Source organism: Streptomyces sp. NPDC102259 (assembly GCF_044766465.1).
Classification (GTDB): Bacteria; Actinomycetota; Actinomycetes; order Streptomycetales; family Streptomycetaceae; genus Streptomyces.
Map to the genome: position 1 here is coordinate 14,681 of NZ_JBIWMA010000043.1, position 18,797 is coordinate 33,477.

Annotated in this window: 20 protein-coding genes; 13 read left to right on the forward strand and 7 right to left on the reverse strand. The window is 71.8% G+C overall.

Translation table 11 applies throughout. From position 1 onward, the window contains the following. Position 1: 1 nt before the first annotated feature. The gene (locus tag ACIRPU_RS42680) at positions 2-520 is read right to left on the reverse strand and encodes a MarR family transcriptional regulator (RefSeq protein ID WP_355710407.1); all 519 of its coding nucleotides are present in this window, start codon (positions 518-520) and stop codon (positions 2-4) included. Between the two features lie 537 nt (positions 521-1,057). On the opposite strand from ACIRPU_RS42680, the gene ACIRPU_RS42685 reads away from it, so the two are divergent. From ACIRPU_RS42685 to hemC, 9 genes are all read left to right on the forward strand, one after another. Further along, a complete protein-coding gene (locus tag ACIRPU_RS42685; RefSeq protein ID WP_403878144.1) occupies positions 1,058-2,098 on the forward strand; it encodes a zinc-binding dehydrogenase in 1,041 nt (346 codons plus the stop codon). Between the two features lie 250 nt (positions 2,099-2,348). Continuing rightward, a complete protein-coding gene (locus ACIRPU_RS42690; protein WP_403878147.1) occupies positions 2,349-3,500 on the forward strand; it encodes a histidine kinase in 1,152 nt (383 codons plus the stop codon). Next, positions 3,488-3,655 (forward strand): hypothetical protein, encoded by a 168-nt coding sequence (locus ACIRPU_RS42695; RefSeq protein ID WP_403878150.1) that lies wholly within the window; start codon positions 3,488-3,490, stop codon positions 3,653-3,655. Before ACIRPU_RS42690 ends, ACIRPU_RS42695 begins: the two co-directional genes overlap by 13 nt. Beyond that, positions 3,652-4,341: a response regulator gene (locus ACIRPU_RS42700; protein ID WP_403878154.1), complete on the forward strand. Its 690-nt coding sequence runs from the start codon at positions 3,652-3,654 to the stop codon at positions 4,339-4,341. The genes ACIRPU_RS42695 and ACIRPU_RS42700 overlap by 4 nt, the downstream gene beginning before the upstream one ends. Positions 4,342-4,423: 82 nt before the next feature. Further along, on the forward strand, positions 4,424-5,404 hold the full coding sequence (locus tag ACIRPU_RS42705) for an ATP-dependent DNA ligase (RefSeq protein ID WP_403878157.1): 981 nt from the start codon (positions 4,424-4,426) through the stop codon (positions 5,402-5,404). Between the two features lie 154 nt (positions 5,405-5,558). Then, positions 5,559-6,335 carry an NPP1 family protein gene (locus tag ACIRPU_RS42710; protein ID WP_355710379.1) on the forward strand — a complete coding sequence of 259 codons (777 nt, stop codon included), beginning with the start codon at positions 5,559-5,561 and terminating at the stop codon, positions 6,333-6,335. A gap of 80 nt (positions 6,336-6,415) precedes the next feature. Then, on the forward strand, positions 6,416-6,682 hold the full coding sequence (locus tag ACIRPU_RS42715) for a hypothetical protein (RefSeq protein ID WP_403878160.1): 267 nt from the start codon (positions 6,416-6,418) through the stop codon (positions 6,680-6,682). Further along, the gene (locus tag ACIRPU_RS42720) at positions 6,679-7,146 is read left to right on the forward strand and encodes a GNAT family N-acetyltransferase (RefSeq protein ID WP_385570080.1); all 468 of its coding nucleotides are present in this window, start codon (positions 6,679-6,681) and stop codon (positions 7,144-7,146) included. The genes ACIRPU_RS42715 and ACIRPU_RS42720 overlap by 4 nt, the downstream gene beginning before the upstream one ends. Before the next feature lie 127 nt (positions 7,147-7,273). After that, a complete protein-coding gene (gene hemC, locus ACIRPU_RS42725) occupies positions 7,274-8,209 on the forward strand; it encodes a hydroxymethylbilane synthase (RefSeq protein WP_355710385.1) in 936 nt (311 codons plus the stop codon). 67 nt (positions 8,210-8,276) lie between these two features. Here hemC and ACIRPU_RS42730 read toward each other — a convergent pair whose 3' ends face one another. From ACIRPU_RS42730 to ACIRPU_RS42745, 4 genes are all read right to left on the reverse strand, one after another. Beyond that, positions 8,277-8,798, reverse strand: a complete 522-nt coding sequence (locus ACIRPU_RS42730; RefSeq protein ID WP_403878164.1) for a hypothetical protein — start codon at positions 8,796-8,798, stop codon at positions 8,277-8,279. A gap of 191 nt (positions 8,799-8,989) precedes the next feature. Continuing rightward, positions 8,990-9,850 carry an ABC transporter permease gene (locus tag ACIRPU_RS42735; RefSeq protein WP_403878167.1) on the reverse strand — a complete coding sequence of 287 codons (861 nt, stop codon included), beginning with the start codon at positions 9,848-9,850 and terminating at the stop codon, positions 8,990-8,992. Beyond that, positions 9,810-10,661 (reverse strand): ATP-binding cassette domain-containing protein, encoded by an 852-nt coding sequence (locus tag ACIRPU_RS42740; RefSeq protein WP_403878170.1) that lies wholly within the window; start codon positions 10,659-10,661, stop codon positions 9,810-9,812. The genes ACIRPU_RS42735 and ACIRPU_RS42740 overlap by 41 nt, the downstream gene beginning before the upstream one ends. After that, entirely contained in the window at positions 10,658-11,128 is a 471-nt protein-coding gene (locus ACIRPU_RS42745) for a MarR family winged helix-turn-helix transcriptional regulator (protein WP_403878173.1), read from the reverse strand. Before ACIRPU_RS42745 ends, ACIRPU_RS42740 begins: the two co-directional genes overlap by 4 nt. A 313-nt stretch (positions 11,129-11,441) precedes the next feature. On the opposite strand from ACIRPU_RS42745, the gene ACIRPU_RS42750 reads away from it, so the two are divergent. Both ACIRPU_RS42750 and ACIRPU_RS42755 read left to right on the forward strand, forming a co-directional pair. Continuing rightward, complete coding sequence (locus ACIRPU_RS42750) at positions 11,442-12,233, forward strand: SigB/SigF/SigG family RNA polymerase sigma factor (protein WP_403878176.1); 792 nt, start codon at positions 11,442-11,444, stop codon at positions 12,231-12,233. 183 nt (positions 12,234-12,416) lie between these two features. Then, a complete protein-coding gene (locus ACIRPU_RS42755) occupies positions 12,417-13,220 on the forward strand; it encodes a VOC family protein (RefSeq protein WP_403878183.1) in 804 nt (267 codons plus the stop codon). A gap of 82 nt (positions 13,221-13,302) precedes the next feature. On the opposite strand, the gene glgX is transcribed toward ACIRPU_RS42755, so the two are convergent. Together glgX and ACIRPU_RS42765 are read right to left on the reverse strand one after the other, a co-directional pair. After that, positions 13,303-15,420, reverse strand: coding sequence for a glycogen debranching protein GlgX (gene glgX / locus ACIRPU_RS42760; protein WP_403878198.1), 2,118 nt, complete (start codon positions 15,418-15,420; stop codon positions 13,303-13,305). Between the two features lie 80 nt (positions 15,421-15,500). Beyond that, the gene (locus tag ACIRPU_RS42765; protein WP_403878186.1) at positions 15,501-16,019 is read right to left on the reverse strand and encodes a pep a2; all 519 of its coding nucleotides are present in this window, start codon (positions 16,017-16,019) and stop codon (positions 15,501-15,503) included. A gap of 298 nt (positions 16,020-16,317) precedes the next feature. Here ACIRPU_RS42765 and ACIRPU_RS42770 point away from each other — a divergent pair, with 298 nt between their 5' ends. Beyond that, positions 16,318-16,617 carry a DUF5133 domain-containing protein gene (locus tag ACIRPU_RS42770; protein WP_403878189.1) on the forward strand — a complete coding sequence of 100 codons (300 nt, stop codon included), beginning with the start codon at positions 16,318-16,320 and terminating at the stop codon, positions 16,615-16,617. A 76-nt stretch (positions 16,618-16,693) separates the two neighbouring features. Continuing rightward, positions 16,694-18,649: an alpha-1,4-glucan--maltose-1-phosphate maltosyltransferase gene (locus ACIRPU_RS42775; protein WP_403878192.1), complete on the forward strand. Its 1,956-nt coding sequence runs from the start codon at positions 16,694-16,696 to the stop codon at positions 18,647-18,649. Positions 18,650-18,797: the final 148 nt, after the last annotated feature.

An 18,797-nucleotide genomic window follows, 5' to 3' on the forward strand; every position in this document is an offset into this window, starting at 1 on the left:
GTCAGGCGCGGGGAGCCGCGGCCGGCTGCTCGGGCTCCTCGTCCACGGCGTACGAGAGGAAGTCGTCGACCATCCGGTGGAAGAGCGTGGCGAGCTGCCCCAGCTCCTCCGGGGACCAGTCGGCCAGCGCCAGCTGCATGCCCCGGGCGCCCGCGTCCCGGACCCGGCCGACGGCCGCGCGGCCGGCGTCGGTGAGCTGGATCCGCTGGGCCCGGCCGTCGTCCGGGTCGGGGACCCGGGTGACGTACCCGGACTTCTGGAGCTGCTGCACCGTGCGGGTCACATGGGAGGCCTCCACGCCCAGCCGCTGCGCCAGCTCCCCCGGCCGCAGCGGCTCGGAGTCGGCGACCTGCCGCAGCAGCGCCACGGCGGCGCGGTCCAGGGGGACCCCGGCCAGCGTCATCAGCCGGTCGTGCTGGCGGGCACGGGTGCTCAGGTAGGTGATGCGGGTGAGCGCGCGCTCGATCTCGATCACTTCTGGAGTCGCGACGGAGGGCAACGGGAACGGTTCGGTGGACATGCGACCCACTTTACCATCTTGTTGCGTAACTCAAGTAAGTTACTGCGTACGTGTACCGCGCCTCCTGCGTACGGACGACGCGCAGACCACACCCCTTGCGGTATCCGCAGGGTACGCGGTCGCCCGTACCCCGCGGTACGCCCAGACTCGGATACCGACCGCGCCCCGCTCCCCCTGAGCAGCCACGCCAGGTACGCGCCGCCCGCTCACCGCTCTTCTGGTTGCCTAACTCAAGTAAAATTCTGCCATTTGCTTGACTCAAGTAATCCAGATGTGTTTGCCTAACTCAAGCAATCCGGGAGACCGCCTTGAGCGGAGGCGGCTCCCCGGCCGCCGAACCCGTGGGGACGGGGATCGGCGCGGTCCCCGGGCCCGGCAGCCGGCACCCACCCCGCCCGGCGCCGGGCCCCGGGACGCTACCCACCCTCCCCGCACACTCGGCCGCCCCGGCCGCTCCTCCCCCGGCCGAGCACAGCTCCCCGAGCCGGCAACACCTGTCTCAGGCAACCGAGTTCCCCAGCGAGAAAGGCTCCCTACATGAGCACGATGAAGTCCGTCCGGACCGGCGGGGTCGGCAAGATCGACGTCGTGGACGTCGAGCGTCCGGTGCCCGGTCCCCGGGACGCGCTCGTACGGATCCGCGCCTGCGGCATCTGCGGCACCGACGTCACCTTCCTGCACATGGGCGGCATGCCCGCCCGCGCCCATCTGGGCGGCGAGCTGATCCCGGTGGCGCTCGGCCACGAGCCCGCCGGCGAGGTCGTGGAGGTCGGCGCCGAGGTGGACGGCCTGAAGGCGGGCGACCGCGTGGTCGTCAACCCGCAGGACGCGCCCACCGGCATCATCGGCTGCGGCGGGAAGTTCGGCGGGATGAGCGAATACCTGCTGATCGAGAACGCCGAGGTCGGAAAGAGCGTCGCCGTCTTCCCCGACACCGTGCCGTTCGACGTGGCCTCGCTCAACGAGCCGATGGCCGTCTCCCGGCACGCCGTCAACCGCTCCGGGGCGGGACCGGGCGACAAGGTCGTCGTGTTCGGCGCCGGGCCGATCGGTCTGGGCGCGGCGATCTGGCTGAAGCTGCGCGGTGTAGAGCACGTGGTGGTCGCCGACGTCATCCCCTCCCGGCTGGAGAAAGCACTGGCCGTCGGGGCGGACGCCGTCATCAACTCGGCCGAGGAGGACGTGGCCGCGCGGCTGACCGAACTGCACGGGCAGAGCGCCAACGCCCTGGGCCAGCCCCGGCCGGGCACCGACGTCTTCATCGACGCGGCCGGCGCCCCGGTGGTCTTCAACACCGTGGTGCAGTCGGCGAAGTGGCACGCGAAGCTGGTCATGGTGGCCGTGCAGAAGAAGGGCGAGATCGACCTCGGCGGCATGCTCCGCAGCGAGCTCACCCTCATCGCCTCCCAGGGCTACCCGACCGAGATCTTCGAGGTGACCCCGGAACTGGTCGAGCACCAGGAGCGGTTCGCCAAGCTGATCAGCCACCGCGTCCCGTTCTCCGAGGCCGGCCGCGCCTTCGAGCTGGCCCTGACTCCGGGCGCCGCGGAGAAGGTCGTCGTCACGCTGGACGACTGAGCGGCCGACTGGAAGCGCCGCGACGCGCCGTCGACCGGCTGCGGTCCGTCGCGGCCGGTCGCACGGTTCCCCACGCCCAGCACCCACGCCCCGCGCCCCGCGCGCCTTCGGGGCGCCGCCCGGCCGGCGGGGCCGACGGATCCGCCGACCGGCGTCACCCGGTCGGCGGGCCGCGTCGTTCTCCCCCACCACCCCCACCACCCCCACCGTCCCCTTTCCCGGCTTCTCCTCACGAGAGGAACGGCACTCCATGCGCGCGACCCTGCGGCAGGCGGCGCGGGCCACGGTCCACCTCTTCCTCGCCGCCGCCATGGCCTTCGGGTCGTACCTCTTCATCACCGTCCTGCTGATCGCCGCCACGGGCGCGGTCTCGGGGGTCGGGATCTGGCTGGTGCCCGAGACCGTGCTGCTGATCCGCCGGATCGCCGGGGCGAAACGGCGGCTGACGGCGTCCTGGACCGGCCGGGAGATACCGGAGGCGTACCGACCGGTCGACGGCCCGCTGCGCGAGCGGCTGCGGACGGCCGTCGGGGATCCCGGCACCCTCACCGATCTGCGCTGGCTGGGGGCGTACTACGCCTACGGCTGGCTGACGGTGCTCATGCTGCCGCTGTGGCCGGCGGGCCTCCTCGTCGACGGTGTGCGGCGCGGACTGCTGGGCCGCGAGGCGCTGGTCCTGCCGTTGCTCGTCCGGCTCGCCGACCTGGAGGCGAGCTGGTCGGCCGCCCTGCTCAGGCCCTCCCCCAAGGCGCTGCTGGCCAGTCGGGTCGAGCAGCTCACCGCGACCCGGGCGGACGCGGTCGCCGCGCACGGCGCCGAACTGCGCCGCATCGAACGGGACCTCCACGACGGCGCCCAGGCGCGGCTGGTGGCGCTGTCGATGCGGATCGGACTGGCCCAGCGAGCGTACGGGGCCGACCCCGACACCGCGCGGAAGCTGCTCTCCGACGCGCAGGACCAGGCCGAGGAGGCACTGACCGAACTGCGGCACGTGGTGCGCGGCATCCACCCGCCGATCCTCACCGACCGGGGACTGGAGGGGGCCGTACGGGCGTTGGCGGGCGGCAGCGGACTGCTGGTGACCGTCCGGACGGACCGGCTGCCCGACGGACCCCGGGCGCCGGCCGCGGTGGAGTCGGCCGCCTACTTCGTGATCGCCGAGGCGCTGACCAACGCCGCCAAGCACAGCGGGTCGGACCGGGCCGAGATCCTGCTGGCCCGCTCCCGGACCGGGCTGGGCGTCCGCGTGCGCGACGAAGGGTGCGGCGGCGTCGACGAGAGCGCCGGATCGGGGCTGCTCGGCATGCGGCGCCGGGTCGCCGCGCTGGACGGGACGGTGCGGGTGACCAGCCCGGCGGGCGGACCGACGGTGATCGAGGTGGAACTGCCATGCGTGTGGTGAACACCGACCCGCCCGACCCGACCGACCGGACCTGCCCCACCGACCCAATCGGCCCCGGCGACCCAACCGGCCCCGGCGACCCAACCGGCCCGGCCGACCTCGCCGTCGACACCATGACGGCCGTCCTGCTTCTCGCGGCCGAACGGACGTCATGACCATCCGCGTACTGCTCGCCGACGACCAGGCCCTGCTCCGGGCAACGTTCCGGATTCTCATCGACACCTGCGACGACATGGAGGTGGTGGGCGAGGCCGGCGACGGCGCCCAGGCGGTCGACCTCGCGCGGCTGCACCGCCCCGACGTGGTCCTCATGGACATCCGCATGCCCGGCACCGACGGCCTCGCCGCCACCGCCGACGTCTGCGCCGACCCGGGCCTGTCCGGCACCCGGGTCCTGATCCTGACGACCTTCGAGATCGACGAGTACGTCGCCCGGGCGCTGCGGGCCGGCGCGAGCGGCTTCCTCGGCAAGGACGTCACCGCCGACACCCTCCTCGACGGGATCCGCACCGTCGCCTCCGGCGACTCGCTCCTCTCCCCGATCGCCACCCGCTGCCTGGTCGCCCGCTTCCTCGCCTCCCCCGCGGAGGGCGCCCGGCTCGGCTTCCCCGACGACCTCGCCGGGCTCACCACCCGCGAGCGCGAGGTGACGGCCCGGGTCGCCCAGGGCCGCTCCAACGAGGACATCGCCCAGGAGCTCGTCGTCAGCCCGCTGACGGTCCGCACCCATGTGCACCGCGCCATGACGAAACTCGGCGCCCGGGACCGCGCCCAGCTGGTCGTCATCGCCTACCAGTCGGGGCTGGTCCGGGCACCCGAGCCGCTGGCCGGCGACCACTGAGCGCGCGATCGGCGCAGCGCCGTTCAGGCGAAACCGCGGCCTCTTCCGCGTGCTTCGGTCCGGCCGCGTCCACAACTCACCAGTGACCCTCCCTCGCATCGCCCCCATGCTCGCCACCCCGGGCCGGCTGCCGCCCACCGCCCAGGACGCGCGCTGGGCCTACGAGACCAAGCAGGACGGGCAGCGGGCCGTGGTGTACCTCGCCGGAGACGGGAGCGTCACCCTGCGCGCCCGTTCGGGGGAGGACATCACCGCCGCCTATCCCGAGCTGCGGCCGCTGGCCGAAGCGCTCGGCGGCACGCCCGCCGTGCTGGACGGCGAGATCCTCGCCCTGGACGGAGAGGGCCGGGCCGACTTCCAGTTGCTCCAGTCCCGGATGGGCCTGGTCCAGGCGCCGGGCAGGGCCGCGCGGCTGGCGGCGACGGCCCCCGTGCATCTCGTGCTGTTCGACGTGCTGCATCTCGGCGGACAGTCCCTCCTCCCGCTGTCGTACACGCGGCGCAGGGCCCGGCTGGAGGCGCTGGCGCTGGACGGGCCGTTCTGGTCGACGCCGCGCGCCCTGGTCGGACACGGGCGGGAGGCCCTGGAGGCGACCCGCGCGCACGGCCTGGAGGGGCTGGTCTGCAAGCGTCTGGACTCGGTGTACGAGCCGGGGGTGCGCTCCCGCGCCTGGATCAAGATCCGGAACATGCGGGTCGCGGACGTCCTGGTCGGCGGCTGGCTGCCGGGCAAGGGGCGGCTGACCGGACTGCCCGGCGCCGTCCTGGTGGGGCAGCGGGCCGCGACGGGCCTGCGGTACGTCGGCGGGGTGGGCACCGGCTGGAGCGAGGCCGAGCGGGTCGAACTCGCCGCCCTCCTGCGGGCCGCGTCGACCGACGAGTGCCCCTTCGACGCGGTACCGCAGGCGCCGGGCGCGCGGTGGGTCGTGCCCCGGCTGGTCGGCGAGGTCCGGTACAGCACGCGGACCCGGGCGGGGCTGCTGCGCCAGCCGTCCTGGCTTCGGCTGCGGCCGGACCTGACGCCCGAGGAGTCGGCGGCGGACCTGCCGGACATATCCGCCTGACGTCGCCTCGGCAGCCAAGTATTGGGCTGTGCTTCACCACTGATACGCCTGCGACCTCTTGGCGTGGAGGGGAAAACCGGGGAAGCTGAGCTGCTTTTCAACTCCCTCTCCCCACACAGCCGTTCGGCTGCGCCCGAACCCCGAGGAGGACGCAGTGTCGTCATCGAAGTTCAAGGTCCACCGCAGGAGGTGGCTCACCGGGTTCGCCGGTGCCGCCGCGCTCGTCGTCGCCCTCCCGTCGGCGGCCTTCGCCGCCCCGCCGACGGCTCTGCCGTCCAACGCCGAAGCCGCCGAGCTGACGTATCAGCCCGCGTTCGACTACGACACGGACGGCTGCTACTCGACCCCTGCCATCGGCCCCGACGGCACGATCAACGGCGGGCTCAACCCGACCGGCGCCCTCAACGGCAGTTGCCGGGACGCCTCCGACCTGGACAACACCAACAGCTACTCGCGCTACAAGTGCAACAACGGCTGGTGCGCGTACCTGTACGGCCTCTATTTCGAGAAGGACCAGGCCGTGGCGGGCAGCAGCATCGGCGGGCACCGGCACGACTGGGAGCACGTCGTGATCTGGGTGCAGAACGGCCAGGTCCAGTACGTCTCGACGTCCAACCACGGCTCGTTCACGGTGACCGCGGCCTCCGGCGTCCGTTTCGACGGCTCGCACGCGAAGGTCGTCTACCACAAGGACGGCATCAGCACGCACTGCTTCCGGCTGGCCAACTCCAACGACGAGCCGCCGGAGAACCACAAGGGCACCTGGCAGTACCCGCCGCTGGTCGGCTGGAACGGCTACCCGGCGGGCCTGCGGGACAAGTTGAGCGCGTACAACTTCGGCAGCGCCAACTTCGGTCTGAAGGACGCCAACTTCAACAACCACCTCTCCTCGGCGAAGCCGTCCGGGATCGCCTTCGATCCCGCCGCGTGAGCCATGGCCGCCGTCCGTGGTCGGGGTGCGCGCGCTCCCCGACCGTGGACGGCGGCGCACGCACGCCCCATGATGTCCGGATGGATCTTCATGACGAACTGCCGCCGGCCGTGCCGGCGAAGGAGCTGCTCGCCCTCGCCGACAGTCATCACGTTCGCGTCGCACGGCCGTTGGGCATGCGAGAGGTAGCCGGACACCTGGTCAAGTCGTACACGCTCGGGGTGCCTGGGCGCACGGTGACGGAGCCCGCCGCACGGGAGGCGCCGCGGCCGGGGCGGGTTGGGCCGGCGCCGTGCGTGTGGGAGGCGGCCTGGGGCGCGGACACGGTCGAGGGGGACGTCAGGTGAGCGCCGTCGCACGGGTCAGGCACGCCGAACGGTCCGATCTGGCGCGCGTCGCCGAACTCGCCGGCCAGCACGCGGAGTACGAGCGCGCCGCGCCGCCCGTGCCCGACCTCGCGAAGCGGCTGGCCGGGCTCCTCTTCGACGCGCCGACGCCCCGGCTGTACTGCCTGGTCGCCGAACTGCCCGACGGCGAGGTCGTCGGCTACGCGACCTGCGCGCCCGAGCTCTCCACCTGGGAGGGCCGCGAGTACCTCCTCATGGACTGTCTGTTCCTCGTCCCGGGCCATCGCGGCCTGGGTCTGGGCGCCCTGCTGGTGGGCGCCGTGGCGGCCCAGGCCCGGAGTCTGGGCATGAACCAGGTGGAGTGGCAGACCCCGGCCTGGAACGAGGGGGCGATCCGCTTCTACGCCCGGCTCGGCGCCCTCGGCACCGACAAACGGCGCTTCGTTCTCGACGTGACCTCCTGACGGCGCGGAAGCGGTCGCCCGCCTTTCGTCCGGGCGCCCGCGGAGCTGCCGTCGAGGGGCCGTCGGCCCGTGGCCGAATCCGGCGAGCGGCACGGGGCACGGTCCGCGAGGGTCTATCGTGTCCCGCATGTCCGTTCCGGAAATGATCCGTATCGTCTCCCGTGACTCGCCCATGGCGCTGGCCCAAGTGGAGCGCGTGCGCTCGGAGTTGGCCGCCCTGCATCCCGGTGTGCGCACCGAGGTCGTCCCCGTGAAGACGACCGGCGACAAGTGGATGGGCGACCTGTCCCAGGTCGACGGCAAGGGTGCCTTCACCAAGGAGGTCGACGCGGCGCTGCTGGCAGGCGCGGCGGATCTCGCGGTGCACTGCGTCAAGGACGTGCCGGCGGACCGGCCGCTGCCCGCGGGCACGGTGTTCGCCGCGTTCCTGCAGCGGGACGACATCCGCGACGCCCTCGTGCACCCGGGTGGCCGCACCCTGGACGAGCTCCCGGCCGGGACGCGCGTCGGCACCTCCTCGGTGCGCCGGGTCGCCCAGCTCGCCGCCACCCATCCCCACCTTCAGTGCGTGCCGTTCCGGGGCAACGCCAACCGCCGGCTGGAGAAGCTGGCGGCGGGCGAGGCGGACGCGCTGCTGCTCGCCGTGTCCGGCCTGGAGCGCATCGGGCGGCAGGACGTCATCAGCGAGGTGCTGTCGCCGGAGACGATGATGCCGCCGATCGGCGCGGGCATCCTCGCCCTCCAGTGCCGTGAGGGCGACGCCGCCGTCATCGACGCCGTCAGCGGACTGGGCGATCCGGCCACCCATCGGGAGGCCACGGCGGAACGCATGTTCCTGCATGTGCTCCAGGGGCACTGCAACAGCCCGATCGCCGGCTTCGCACGCGTGGACCGCAGCGGCGAACTGTCCCTGCGCGCCTGTGTGTTCACCCCGGACGGGAAGACCCGGCTGAACGCCCACGAGTGGGCCGGCCCGCTCGACCCGGCGACGCTCGGCACGTCGGTGGCGGTGTCGCTGCTGCGTCAGGGCGCGCGCGAGATCATCGACGGCATCCCGCACTGACCTCCGCGACGCCCATCCGTCCCGCCCGTCCGCCGCGCCCGTCGATCCGTCGAAGGGCGCGGCGCCCTCAGGCGCTGCCCTCTTCGGCCTGGTCGCGCAGGAAGTTGCTGACCTGACGGGCCAGGCTGTCGCGGCCCGCACCGGCCGGAGCCCCGCCGGAGTCCTCGGCCAGGCCGATGCCGCCCGTCCACAGCCGGCGGTCGGCCCAGTCGTCGTCGACCCGCAGCTGGATCTGGACGTCCACCTGGCCGAGCGACGCCTCGGGTCCCGCCGCGTACAGCACGGCGGTGGCCCGGCGCAGGGGGTGGACGTCGAAGCCCTCGATGAACTGCGAGTTGCGCCAGTCGATGAACGCGCTCTCGCCCTCGGCCCCGAGCCGTACGTCGATCTGGCCGTCCTCGAGGTGGATCGTGGAGTGGCCGGCGCCCCGGTTCTCGACGGTCACCCGCAGGCAGAAGTACGTCAGCCCCTCGGCCGCGTCGTCGCGTCCCCTGGGCGGCTCACTCTGCTCCAGGCGGTGGACGCGGACCCGCAGACCGGCGTGCTCGTCGTACTCCTGCCAGTCCCCGACCACGTTCGGCTCGTACACAGTCCACCTCTCGACTTCTACCGGCTGCTTCCTATCCGTGCGCCGATCGCACTGTCAAATGAGCGGAATGCGCTGTGGCCAGGGAATTCATCCCTTTTGATCGCTGATCAAGCCGTGCGCAGGAAGAATCCGCCGGCAGGCCGCGAAAGGGTTCGCCGCGGGGGTGCCGCACATCACGTTCCCGGGCGGGGTCAGCGGGCCAGCCGGCACAGGAGCGAGGAGGCGGCGGCGATGCCGAGCCCGGCGGCCACGATCAGCACCCCGAAGTCGAGGGCGAGGTGCGCGGGCGTGCCGAGGAGCAGTCCCCGCAGCGCGTCCACCTCGTAGCTGAGGGGGTTGACCTTGCTGACGGCCTGGAGCCAGCCCGGCATGATGTCGACCGGGTAGAGGGCGTTGGAGCCGAAGAACAGCGGCATGGTGATCGCCTGCCCGAAGCCCATGAGCCGGTCGCGGCTGAGGACGATGCCCGCGATGGTCATCGACAGGCAGGAGAAGAAGGCCGAGCCGAGGACGACGATCGCGGCGACTCCGAGGAGCTTCAGCGGGTTCCAGGTCAGGGCGACTCCGAGCAGGGCGGCGATGACGACCACGACGACCGCCTGGATCACCGACTTCACACCGGCCGCGAACGCCTTGCCGGTGATCAGCGCGGAGCGCGGAGTCGGCGTGACGAGCAGCTTGTTGAGGACGCCGGCGTCCCGCTCCCAGATGATCTGGATGCCGTAGAAGATGGCGATGAACATCGCGGACTGGGCGATGATGCCGGGCGCCAGATAGTCGATGTAGGGGATGCCGTCGGTCGGGATCGCCTTGATGCGGGTGAAGGTCTGGCCGAAGATCAGCAGCCACAGGGCGGGCTGGACCGCCCGGGTGTACAGCTCGGTGCGGTCGTGGCGCAGCTTCTGCAGTTCGACGGCGCACAGGGCGGCGACCCTGGCCGGCAGCAGCCGCCAGCCGACCCGGGGCCGGGGCGGCCGCAGCAGCAGGTCGATGTTCTGCGGGCGGGCGTGGTCAGCCGACGCGCTGAGCGGTACGGCGGGTGCTTCGGACATCGCGGAAATCTCCTGCCTGGTCGTCGAGGCCGCTGCCGGCGACGTCCCGGAAGACGTCCTCCAGGGTCGGCAGCGGGGCGGTGGCCGGCGCGCCCTCGGCGCGTCGGCGTTCCCCGAGCCCCCGGCGGAGCTCGGCGGGGGTGCCGAGGGCGCGGATCCGGCCGCGGTGCATCAGGCCGACCCGGTCGCAGTACTGGTCGGCCTCGTCCATGTAGTGCGTGGTCACCAGGACGGTCATGCCGGTGGCCTCGCGGACGGCGGTGATGTGCTCCCAGACACCCGTTCGGGCGATCGGGTCGAGACCGATCGTCGGCTCGTCGAGAATCAGCAGCCGGGGTGCGCTGACCAGGGCCTGGGCGAGTTCGAGACGGCGGACCATACCGCCGGAGTAGGTGGCGGCGAGCCGGTCGGCGGCGTCCGTGAGGCCGACGGCGCCCAGTGCCTGGCCGACGCGTTCGGCACGCTCGCGCCGGGAGACGTCGAAGACGCGGGCGAACAGGGAGACGTTCTCCCGGCCGGTGAGCCCCGAGTCGGCGGACAGCTGCTGCGGGACGTAGCCGAGCAGCCGCCGTACGGCCATCCGGTCGGCGGCGGCGTCGTGACCGAAGACGCGCACCATGCCGGACGGGACCGGCAGCAGGGTCGTGACGCAGCGGATGGCGGTGGTCTTGCCGGCTCCGTTGGGCCCGAGCAGGCCGAAGACCTCGCCCTCCCGGACGGTCAGATCGAGCCCGTCGACCGCCTTCGTGTCACCGAAGGCGTAGGCGAGCCCGGTGCAGGCGACGGCGTCCGTGGCGTTGTCGGTCGTCATGACTCCTCGGCCTCCTCGTGCAGGTTGACGGCGAGCGCGCGCAGGGCCGGGAGCGCCGCGCGCAGGGCCTCGCGGTCGGCGGCGTCGAGGCGGGCGACCTGTCGGCCGACGAGCGCGGCGCGCCGCTCCCGCCACGCCCGCAGCCGGGCCTCGGCCGACTCGGTGAGCAGCAGTCGGGCGACGCGCCGGTCGGCGGGGTCGGTCTCGCGGACCAGGTAGCCGTCCTTGACCAGCTGGTTGACGAGGGTCGAGACGGAGTTGCCCGCCAGGTACAGCTCCTTGGCCGCGTCCGAGACGCCGATGCCGGGCCGTGCCTCGACCAGGCGCAGCAGCTCGACCTCGGCGCCGCGCAGCCGCGGCACGGTCAGGCCGGCCCGCAGCCGCCGTCTGAGCAGCCGCTGGACGCCGACGAGCGCGTCGGCGAGCTCTTCGGGGAACGTCTCCCGGTCCTCTCGTTCCTGATCCACGCGACGAGATTATCTCTGTGTCAGAGGTAATCCACCAAGGGAGCGTCAAGAGAGCGAGAAGCCGATGGCGAGCAGTCGAGGGCGGGAGCAGTCGGCAGGAGCCGCGAGCAGGGGTCAAGAGCGACATGGAACAAATGGGGTTAAATTGTTTCAAGGTATTGCAAGACGGGAATCCGAAAGGAGTGCTTCGGACAGGAGGCACGTCCGTGGGATGCCGCCGAGCGGCCGGTCCCGGGTGTTCTCCCGTCAGCCCGAGTACGTGCTTCCCACGGTGTCCGACCCTCCCTCGGCAACCTCCTGGAAGGCGCGCGTGATGCGTAGCACCGTCAGAACGAAGCAGCACCCCCACGACGACGCGCCGGACACCGGCGAGTCCTTCGTGCGGCTCGTCGGCCTGTCCGACGGGCCGGAGCGCCAGGCGCTCAAGGACGAGCTGGTCCGCCTCTGGCTCCCCATGGCCGAGCGGATCGCCGTCCGGTTCCGCGGGCGCGGCGAAAACCTCGAGGACCTGTACCAGGTCGCGGCACTCGGACTCGTCAAGGCCGTCGACCACTACGACCCGGAACGCGGCCGCGCCTTCGAGGCGTACGCGGTACCGACGATCACCGGTGAGATCAAGCGGCACTTCCGCGACCACATGTGGACGCTGCACGTGCCTCGCCGGGTCCAGGACCTGCGCAACCGAGTACGCAACGCCGCGAAGGAGCTGTCGCAGACGACTCCCGGGCGTCCGCCCAGCGTCGCCGAGATCGCCGCCTACGCACAGCTGACCGAGGACGAGGTGCGCACCGGCGCCGAGGCGCTGGAGTGCTTCTCCGCGCTGTCGCTGGAGGCCGAACTGCCCGGCACGGACGGCTACGCCCTCGAGGACGCCCTGGGCGACCCCGATCCCGGGTACGACGCCGTCGTCGACCGGGTGGCCGTGGCGCCCTGTCTGCGGGCCCTCCCGGAGCGCGAACGGACGATCCTGTACATGCGGTTCTTCGCCGGCATGACGCAGAGCCGGATCGCCGAGCAGCTGGGCATCTCGCAGATGCATGTCTCCCGCCTGCTCAGCGGCTGCTTCGCGCGGCTGCGCGAGGAGATCGCCGTCGACGCGGACTGACCCCCGGTCCGAGGGCGGTCGACGCTCTGTGGAGTACCAAGACCCGCGCCGTTTCATCAGCCGTTCCGCGCGGTACTCGTGACACCGCTCCACCCGTCGTTCGGCAGGCGCCCGGGACGGTTCCGGCCGGACACTGGTGACAGCCCCCCGCCCGCCGGCCGAGAGACCAGAAACGCGAGTGCCATGAACCGTCGCCCGACATCCGCCCCCGGTGCACGGGGAGCCGTCTCCACGCACTCCGTGTTCGGCGCGCCCTGCTGGGTGAGCCTGACCAGCCGCGATCTGGACGCCACGCAGGGTTTCTACGGGGCGGTCCTGGGCTGGGAGTGGCGCCGGGGCGTGCTCGGCGACCACTTCCGTACGGCACTGGTCGGCACCGTCCCGGTCGCCGGGGTGGCCGCCGTCGCCTCGATGTGGCAGATGGCGGTCGCCTGGACGCCGTACTTCGCCGTACCCAGCGCGGACGACGCCGCGTCGAGGACCCGGGAGCGCGGCGGGACCGTGGCGGTGGGCCCGATCTCGCTTCCGCCGGGCCGGGCGGCGCTGCTGGCCGACCGCGACGGCGCGACCTTCGGCGTCTGGGAGGGCGAGCTGATCGGCAACTGGAAGGCCTGGCGGCAGGACGCGCCCGCCTTCATCAGGCTGCACACCCGCGACGCCTTCGACTCCGCCATCTTCTACGGCGAGGTCCTCGACTGGGCCACCGACCGTCCCGGCTGCGTCGAGGTCCACTACGAGCGCGGCGAGGTCGTGCTGCGCAGCGGGGGCGACGTCGTCGCCCGGATCGAGTCGGGCGCGCTGGAGGCGGCGCCCGACCCCACGATCCGTCCGCACTGGCAGGTCCACTTCGCCGTGGCGGACGTGACGACCTGTGCGCGGGCGGCGGAGAAGCACGGCGGCAGCGTGCTGATCGAGACCGCCGACGAGGCCGTGCTGCGCGACCCGGACGGCGCCCAGTTCACGGTGACCTCGCGCCGGGGGCGCTGAGCGCGCCCGCCCCCCTCCGGAAACGCCCGTCCCCTCCGGAAACCGGAAACGGCCCCTCCGGTAACGGCGCGGGGCCGGTGTCTCAGCCGGTGCGGCGCGGGGGCCGGGCCAGCACGATGAGGCTGCGGGCCTCCAGCGTCACCTCCGCGCCCGCCTTGTACTCCGTCTCGTCCGGTCCGCCGTCGGGCTCCGCGGTGTCGGCGCACACCGTCCATCGCTCGCCGTACGCGACGTCGGGCAGCCGGAAGACGACGGGTTCCCAGTAGCTGTTGAACAGCAGCAGGAACGAGTCGTCCACGACGGGCCGGCCGCGGGGGTCGGGTTCGGCGATGGCGTCGCCGTTGAGGAAGACGCCGACGCTGTGCGCGTCGGCGCGCTGCCAGTCGCGGGCCGTCATCTCACGCGCGTCCGGCAGCAGCCAGACGAGATCGGGCAGCGGCTGCCGGGCGTGTCTGACGGTCTCGCCCCGGAAGAAGCGGCGCCGCCGCAGCACGGGGTGGGCGGCGCGCAGGGCGACGAGTCGCCGGCAGAAGTCCGTCAGGCCCCGCTGCTCGTCGGTCAACCGCCAGTCGATCCAGGAGACTTCGCTGTCCTGGCAGTAGGCGTTGTTGTTGCCGCCCTGGGTGCGGCCGAGTTCGTCGCCGTGGCCGATCATCGGGATGCCCTGCGAGAGCAGCAGCGTGGCGAGCAGGTTGCGCTGTTGCCGGGCCCGCAGCGCGAGGACCGCGGGGCGCTCGGTGGGACCCTCGGTCCCGCAGTTCCAGGAGCGGTTGGTGCTCTCGCCGTCCTGGTTGCCCTCGCCGTTGGCCTCGTTGTGCTTGTCGTTGTACGAGACGAGGTCGCGCAGGGTGAAACCGTCGTGCGCGGTGACGAAGTTGACGCCGGCGCGCGGACGGCGCCTGCTGTGCGCGTACAGGTCCGAGGAGCCGGTCAGCCGGGAGGCGAACTCGCCCAGCGAGCCGGGTTCGGCACGCCAGAAGTCGCGTACGGCGTCACGGTAGGGGCCGTTCCACTCCGACCACAGCGGCGGGAAGTTGCCCACCTGGTAGCCGCCCTCGCCGACGTCCCAGGGTTCGGCGATGAGTTTGACGCGGCTGATCACGGGGTCCTGCTGGATGAGGTCGAAGAACGCGGAGAGCCGGTCCACCTCGTGGAACTGGCGGGCGAGCGTGGCCGCGAGGTCGAAGCGGAAGCCGTCGACATGCATCTCCGTCACCCAGTACCGCAGCGAGTCCATGATCAGCTGAAGGACGTACGGGTGCCGCATGAGCAGGCTGTTGCCGGTGCCGGTGGTGTCGTAGTAGTGCGACCAGTCGCCGTCCACGAGCCGGTAGTAGGAGGCGTTGTCGATGCCGCGGAAGGAGAGGGTGGGGCCCTTCTCGTTGCCCTCGGCGGTGTGGTTGTAGACGACGTCGAGGATCACTTCCAGACCGGCCGCGTGCAGCGCCTTCACCATGGACTTGAACTCGGTGACCTGTTCGCCGCGGGTGCCGTGCGCGGCGTAGGCGTTGTGCGGGGCGAAGAAGCCGATGGTGTTGTAGCCCCAGTAGTTGGACAGGCCCCGGTCCGTGAGCACACCGTCCTGCACGTACTGGTGCACGGGCATCAGCTCGATCGCCGTCACGCCCAGCGAGGTGAGGTGTTCGGTCACGGCGGGGTGCGCGAGGCCGGCGTAGGTGCCCCGCAGGGCGGGCGGAACCTCGGGATGGGTACGGGTCATTCCGCGTACATGGGCCTCGTAGATCACCGTGTCGGCGTAAGGGCGCCGGGGCGGCTCGTCGTCACCCCAGTCGAAGGCGGTGTCGGTGACCACGCCGAGCAGGGTGTGCCCGGCGCTGTCCGCCGGGTCGGGTCGGTCACCGGCCCGCTCGAAGAGGGAGGCGTGGTTGTCGATCTGGCCGTCGACGGCACGCGCGTAGGGGTCGAGGAGCAGCTTCGCCGGGTTGCAGCGGTGGCCGGACCCGGGGTTCCACGGCCCGTGCACCCGGAAGCCGTAGCGCTGCCCGGGACCGATCCCGGGGAGGTAGGCGTGCCAGACGAAGCCGTCGACCTCGGTCAGCGGGACACCCCGGGTGGTGCCGTCTTCGTCGACCAGAACGAGGTCGACGCGTTCGGCGACCTCGCTGAACAGCGCGAAGTTGGTGCCCTCTCCGTCGAAGTCGGCGCCCAGCGGGAAGGGGTGCCCGCACCAGGCGGGCACCTCGACACTCCGGTCGGGACGGGTCGTACGGGTCGTGCGGGTCGTGCGTTCCTTGCGGTCCTTCCGGGGCGGCCGTGAGGTCACCGGGCGGCCTCCAGGACGCCGTGCGCCCGGCCCGGCGCGGCGGGGGCGGCCAGGGCCGCCACCGGCAGTTCGCGGGGCACTTGACGCACTTCGCGCAGGCTCGGCGCGGGCACGGTCGGCACCAGCGGGACGCGTTCGCCGGAGCGGGCCCGCTGGGAGAACCAGATGACCTGGCTTCCGGTGCCGGTGGTGCAGCACCCCCAGCCGTCGCTCATCACGGCGATGCGCTCCAGACAGGCTCGCAGGTCCTGGTCGGGACGCAGCCGGTGGTCGTGACCCCCGATGGCCGTGATCAGGTGTTGTCCGTTCCACCACATCTCGATCGAGGTGTGCTTGTCCGCGGCGTGCTCGTCGATCGCGGTCAGCAGCATCTCGGCGCCGCGGCAGACGGACTCGACGTGCGTCTCGAGCTCCCAGTGGGACAGGTGGGCGGCCAGGATGCGCCTGACCTGTCCGACCCGTTCCGGACAGACGTCCACATCGAGGTGGTAGTAGCAGGGGACTGCTGTCTTCATCGTCGTTCGCTCCTCACCGGCGAGGCTCCCACTCCTGCTCGGCCCGACGGGCCAGAGTTCCCCAATACGAAGCGTGAGCGGTAATCGCTTCAGAGTCACAACCACAGTGGGACTGATACGCCATTCGTGCAACACGAGCACACCACGACCAAGATCCAACAGGACGTTGGGTGATGCGCCGTGCACCATAAGTGAAGGCCTCACAAGGTCGGACACTTCGCGTCTCCGCGCAACGGACCGACCCGGCCGCCTCGAGCGATCTCCCCCTTGCTTGAACTCCCGGAAGGTGCACAGCGCGATGCTGCAACCAGCGAAGACAGAAGTCGCCAGGACCTTGCGCAGTTACCGGGCCTGGGAGCGGGACATGCTGGCGCGACCCGAGGACCGCACGGCGCGGGCCGCGTTCGAGGACTGCGGCTACACCCTCTGCGTGCTGATGGGCAAGCGCTGCGCACGGGAGGCCGCGGAGGCCGCCGAGCAGTATCTGCGGGCAGGTGTGGACGCCCTGCACCGGGAGCGCTGGGGCCTGAGCCGGAGGAACGGGGTCGCGCGGCTCTCCGCGACCCGGCCGCTCCCCCGCCTGCCCGCGGAGACGTAAACCCCGCGCGCGGGTGCAGTCCGTTCGCCCAACACCGGGCGGACGAAGCCATTTTCGAGCCAGCGGAGGTGCAAGGGTGAAGTCCACCAGGGCGATCGGCCGTATCCCGGTACGGGACGTCGAACCGCGTGTGGAGTGCGGTAGGCGGCCGGCGAAAGCCGTGATCGGGGAGACGGTGCGGATCTCCGCGACGGTGTTTCGCGAGGGCCACGACGCCATCGGCGCCAACGTGGTCCTCAAGAACCCCGACGGCGGCCGCGGGCCCTGGACACCGATGCGCGAACTCACCCCCGGCAGCGACCGGTGGGGAGCCGATGTGACCCTGCGGGCCATGGGCCGCTGGACGTACACCGTGGAGGCCTGGAGCGACCCGATCGCCACCTGGCGCCATCACGCGGAGATCAAGATCCCGGCCGGGATCGACCCGGGTCTGGTTCTGGAGGAGGGCGGTCAGCTCTACGAGCGGGCGGCCGCCAAGGCCCCTCGCGGACCGGAACGCACCCTGCTGCGGGACGCGGCGAAGAGGCTGCTCGACGACTCGGCTCCGGTGGCCGAACGCTACGCGGCGGCGCTGACGCCCGAGGTCGACGCCGTGCTGGGCCGGTATCCGCTGCGGGACCTCGTCACCGCGTCGGAGCCGCTGCCGCTGCTGGTCGAGCGTGAACGCGCCCTGTACGGCGCCTGGTACGAGTTCTTCCCGCGTTCCGAGGGGACCGCGGAGCGCCCGCACGGCACGTTCCGCACCGCCGCGCGCAGGCTCCCCGCCATCGCCGCGATGGGCTTCGACGTCGTCTACCTCCCGCCCATCCACCCCATCGGCACCACCTTCCGCAAGGGCCGCAACAACGCGTTGAACGCCGCGGTGGACGATGTCGGGGTGCCCTGGGCGATCGGTTCGCCGGAGGGCGGCCACGACGCCGTCCACCCGGACCTCGGCACCATCGAGGACTTCGCCCGGTTCGTGGAGCGGGCCGGCGAGCTCGGTCTGGAGATCGCCCTCGACTTCGCCCTCCAGTGCTCCCCCGACCACCCCTGGGTGCACAAGCACCCCGAGTGGTTCCACCACCGGCCGGACGGGACCATCGCCTACGCCGAGAACCCGCCGAAGAAGTACCAGGACATCTACCCGATCGCTTTCGACGCCGACATGAAGGGCCTGATCTCCGAGACCGTGCGGGTCCTGCGGCACTGGATGTCGTACGGGGTGCGGATCTTCCGGGTCGACAACCCGCACACCAAGCCCGTGGTGTTCTGGGAGCGGGTCATCGCGGACGTCAACCGCACCGACCCCGACGTGATCTTCCTTGCCGAGGCCTTCACCCGCCCCGCGATGATGCACACCCTTGCGCAGATCGGCTTCCAGCAGTCGTACACGTACTTCACCTGGCGCAACACCAAGGATGAGCTCACCGAGTACCTCACCGAGCTCTCGGGGGACGCCGCCTCCTACATGCGGCCCAACCTCTTCGCCAACACCCCCGACATCCTGCACGCCTATCTCCAGCACGGCGGCCGTCCCGCCTTCGAGATCCGCGCCGTGCTCGCCGCCACCCTCTCGCCGACCTGGGGCGTCTACAGCGGCTACGAACTCTGCGAGAACTCGGCGCTCAAGGAAGGCGGCGAGGAGTACCTCGACTCGGAGAAGTACCAGCTCAAGCCCCGTGACTGGGCGGCCGCCGAACGGGAGGGCCGCAGCATCGCCCCGCTGCTCACCCGGCTCAACGAGATCCGGCGGGCGAACCCGGCGCTGCACTGGCTGCGGAACCTCCGTTTCCACGGCACGGACAACCCGTCCGTCATCGCGTACAGCAAGCGGGCGGGTTCGAACACGGTTCTGGTGGTCGTCAACCTCGACCCCCACCACACCCAGGAGGCGACGGTGTCGTTGGACATGCCGCAACTCGGCCTGGACGACGGCGCGTCCCTGTCCGTGCACGACGAACTGACCGGCGAGACGTACGCCTGGGGCAGGACGAACTACGTGCGCCTGGAGCCCGGCCGGACACCTGCCCACGTGTTCCACGTCCGGTGACCCGCATCGCCGATCGGAGGCCCCAGCCCGCCATGACCGTCAACTCCCCTGTCCCGGACACCTTCGAGGACACTCCCGCCAAGGACCGCGACCCCGAGTGGTTCAAACGCGCCGTGTTCTACGAAGTACTCGTCCGCTCCTTCCAGGA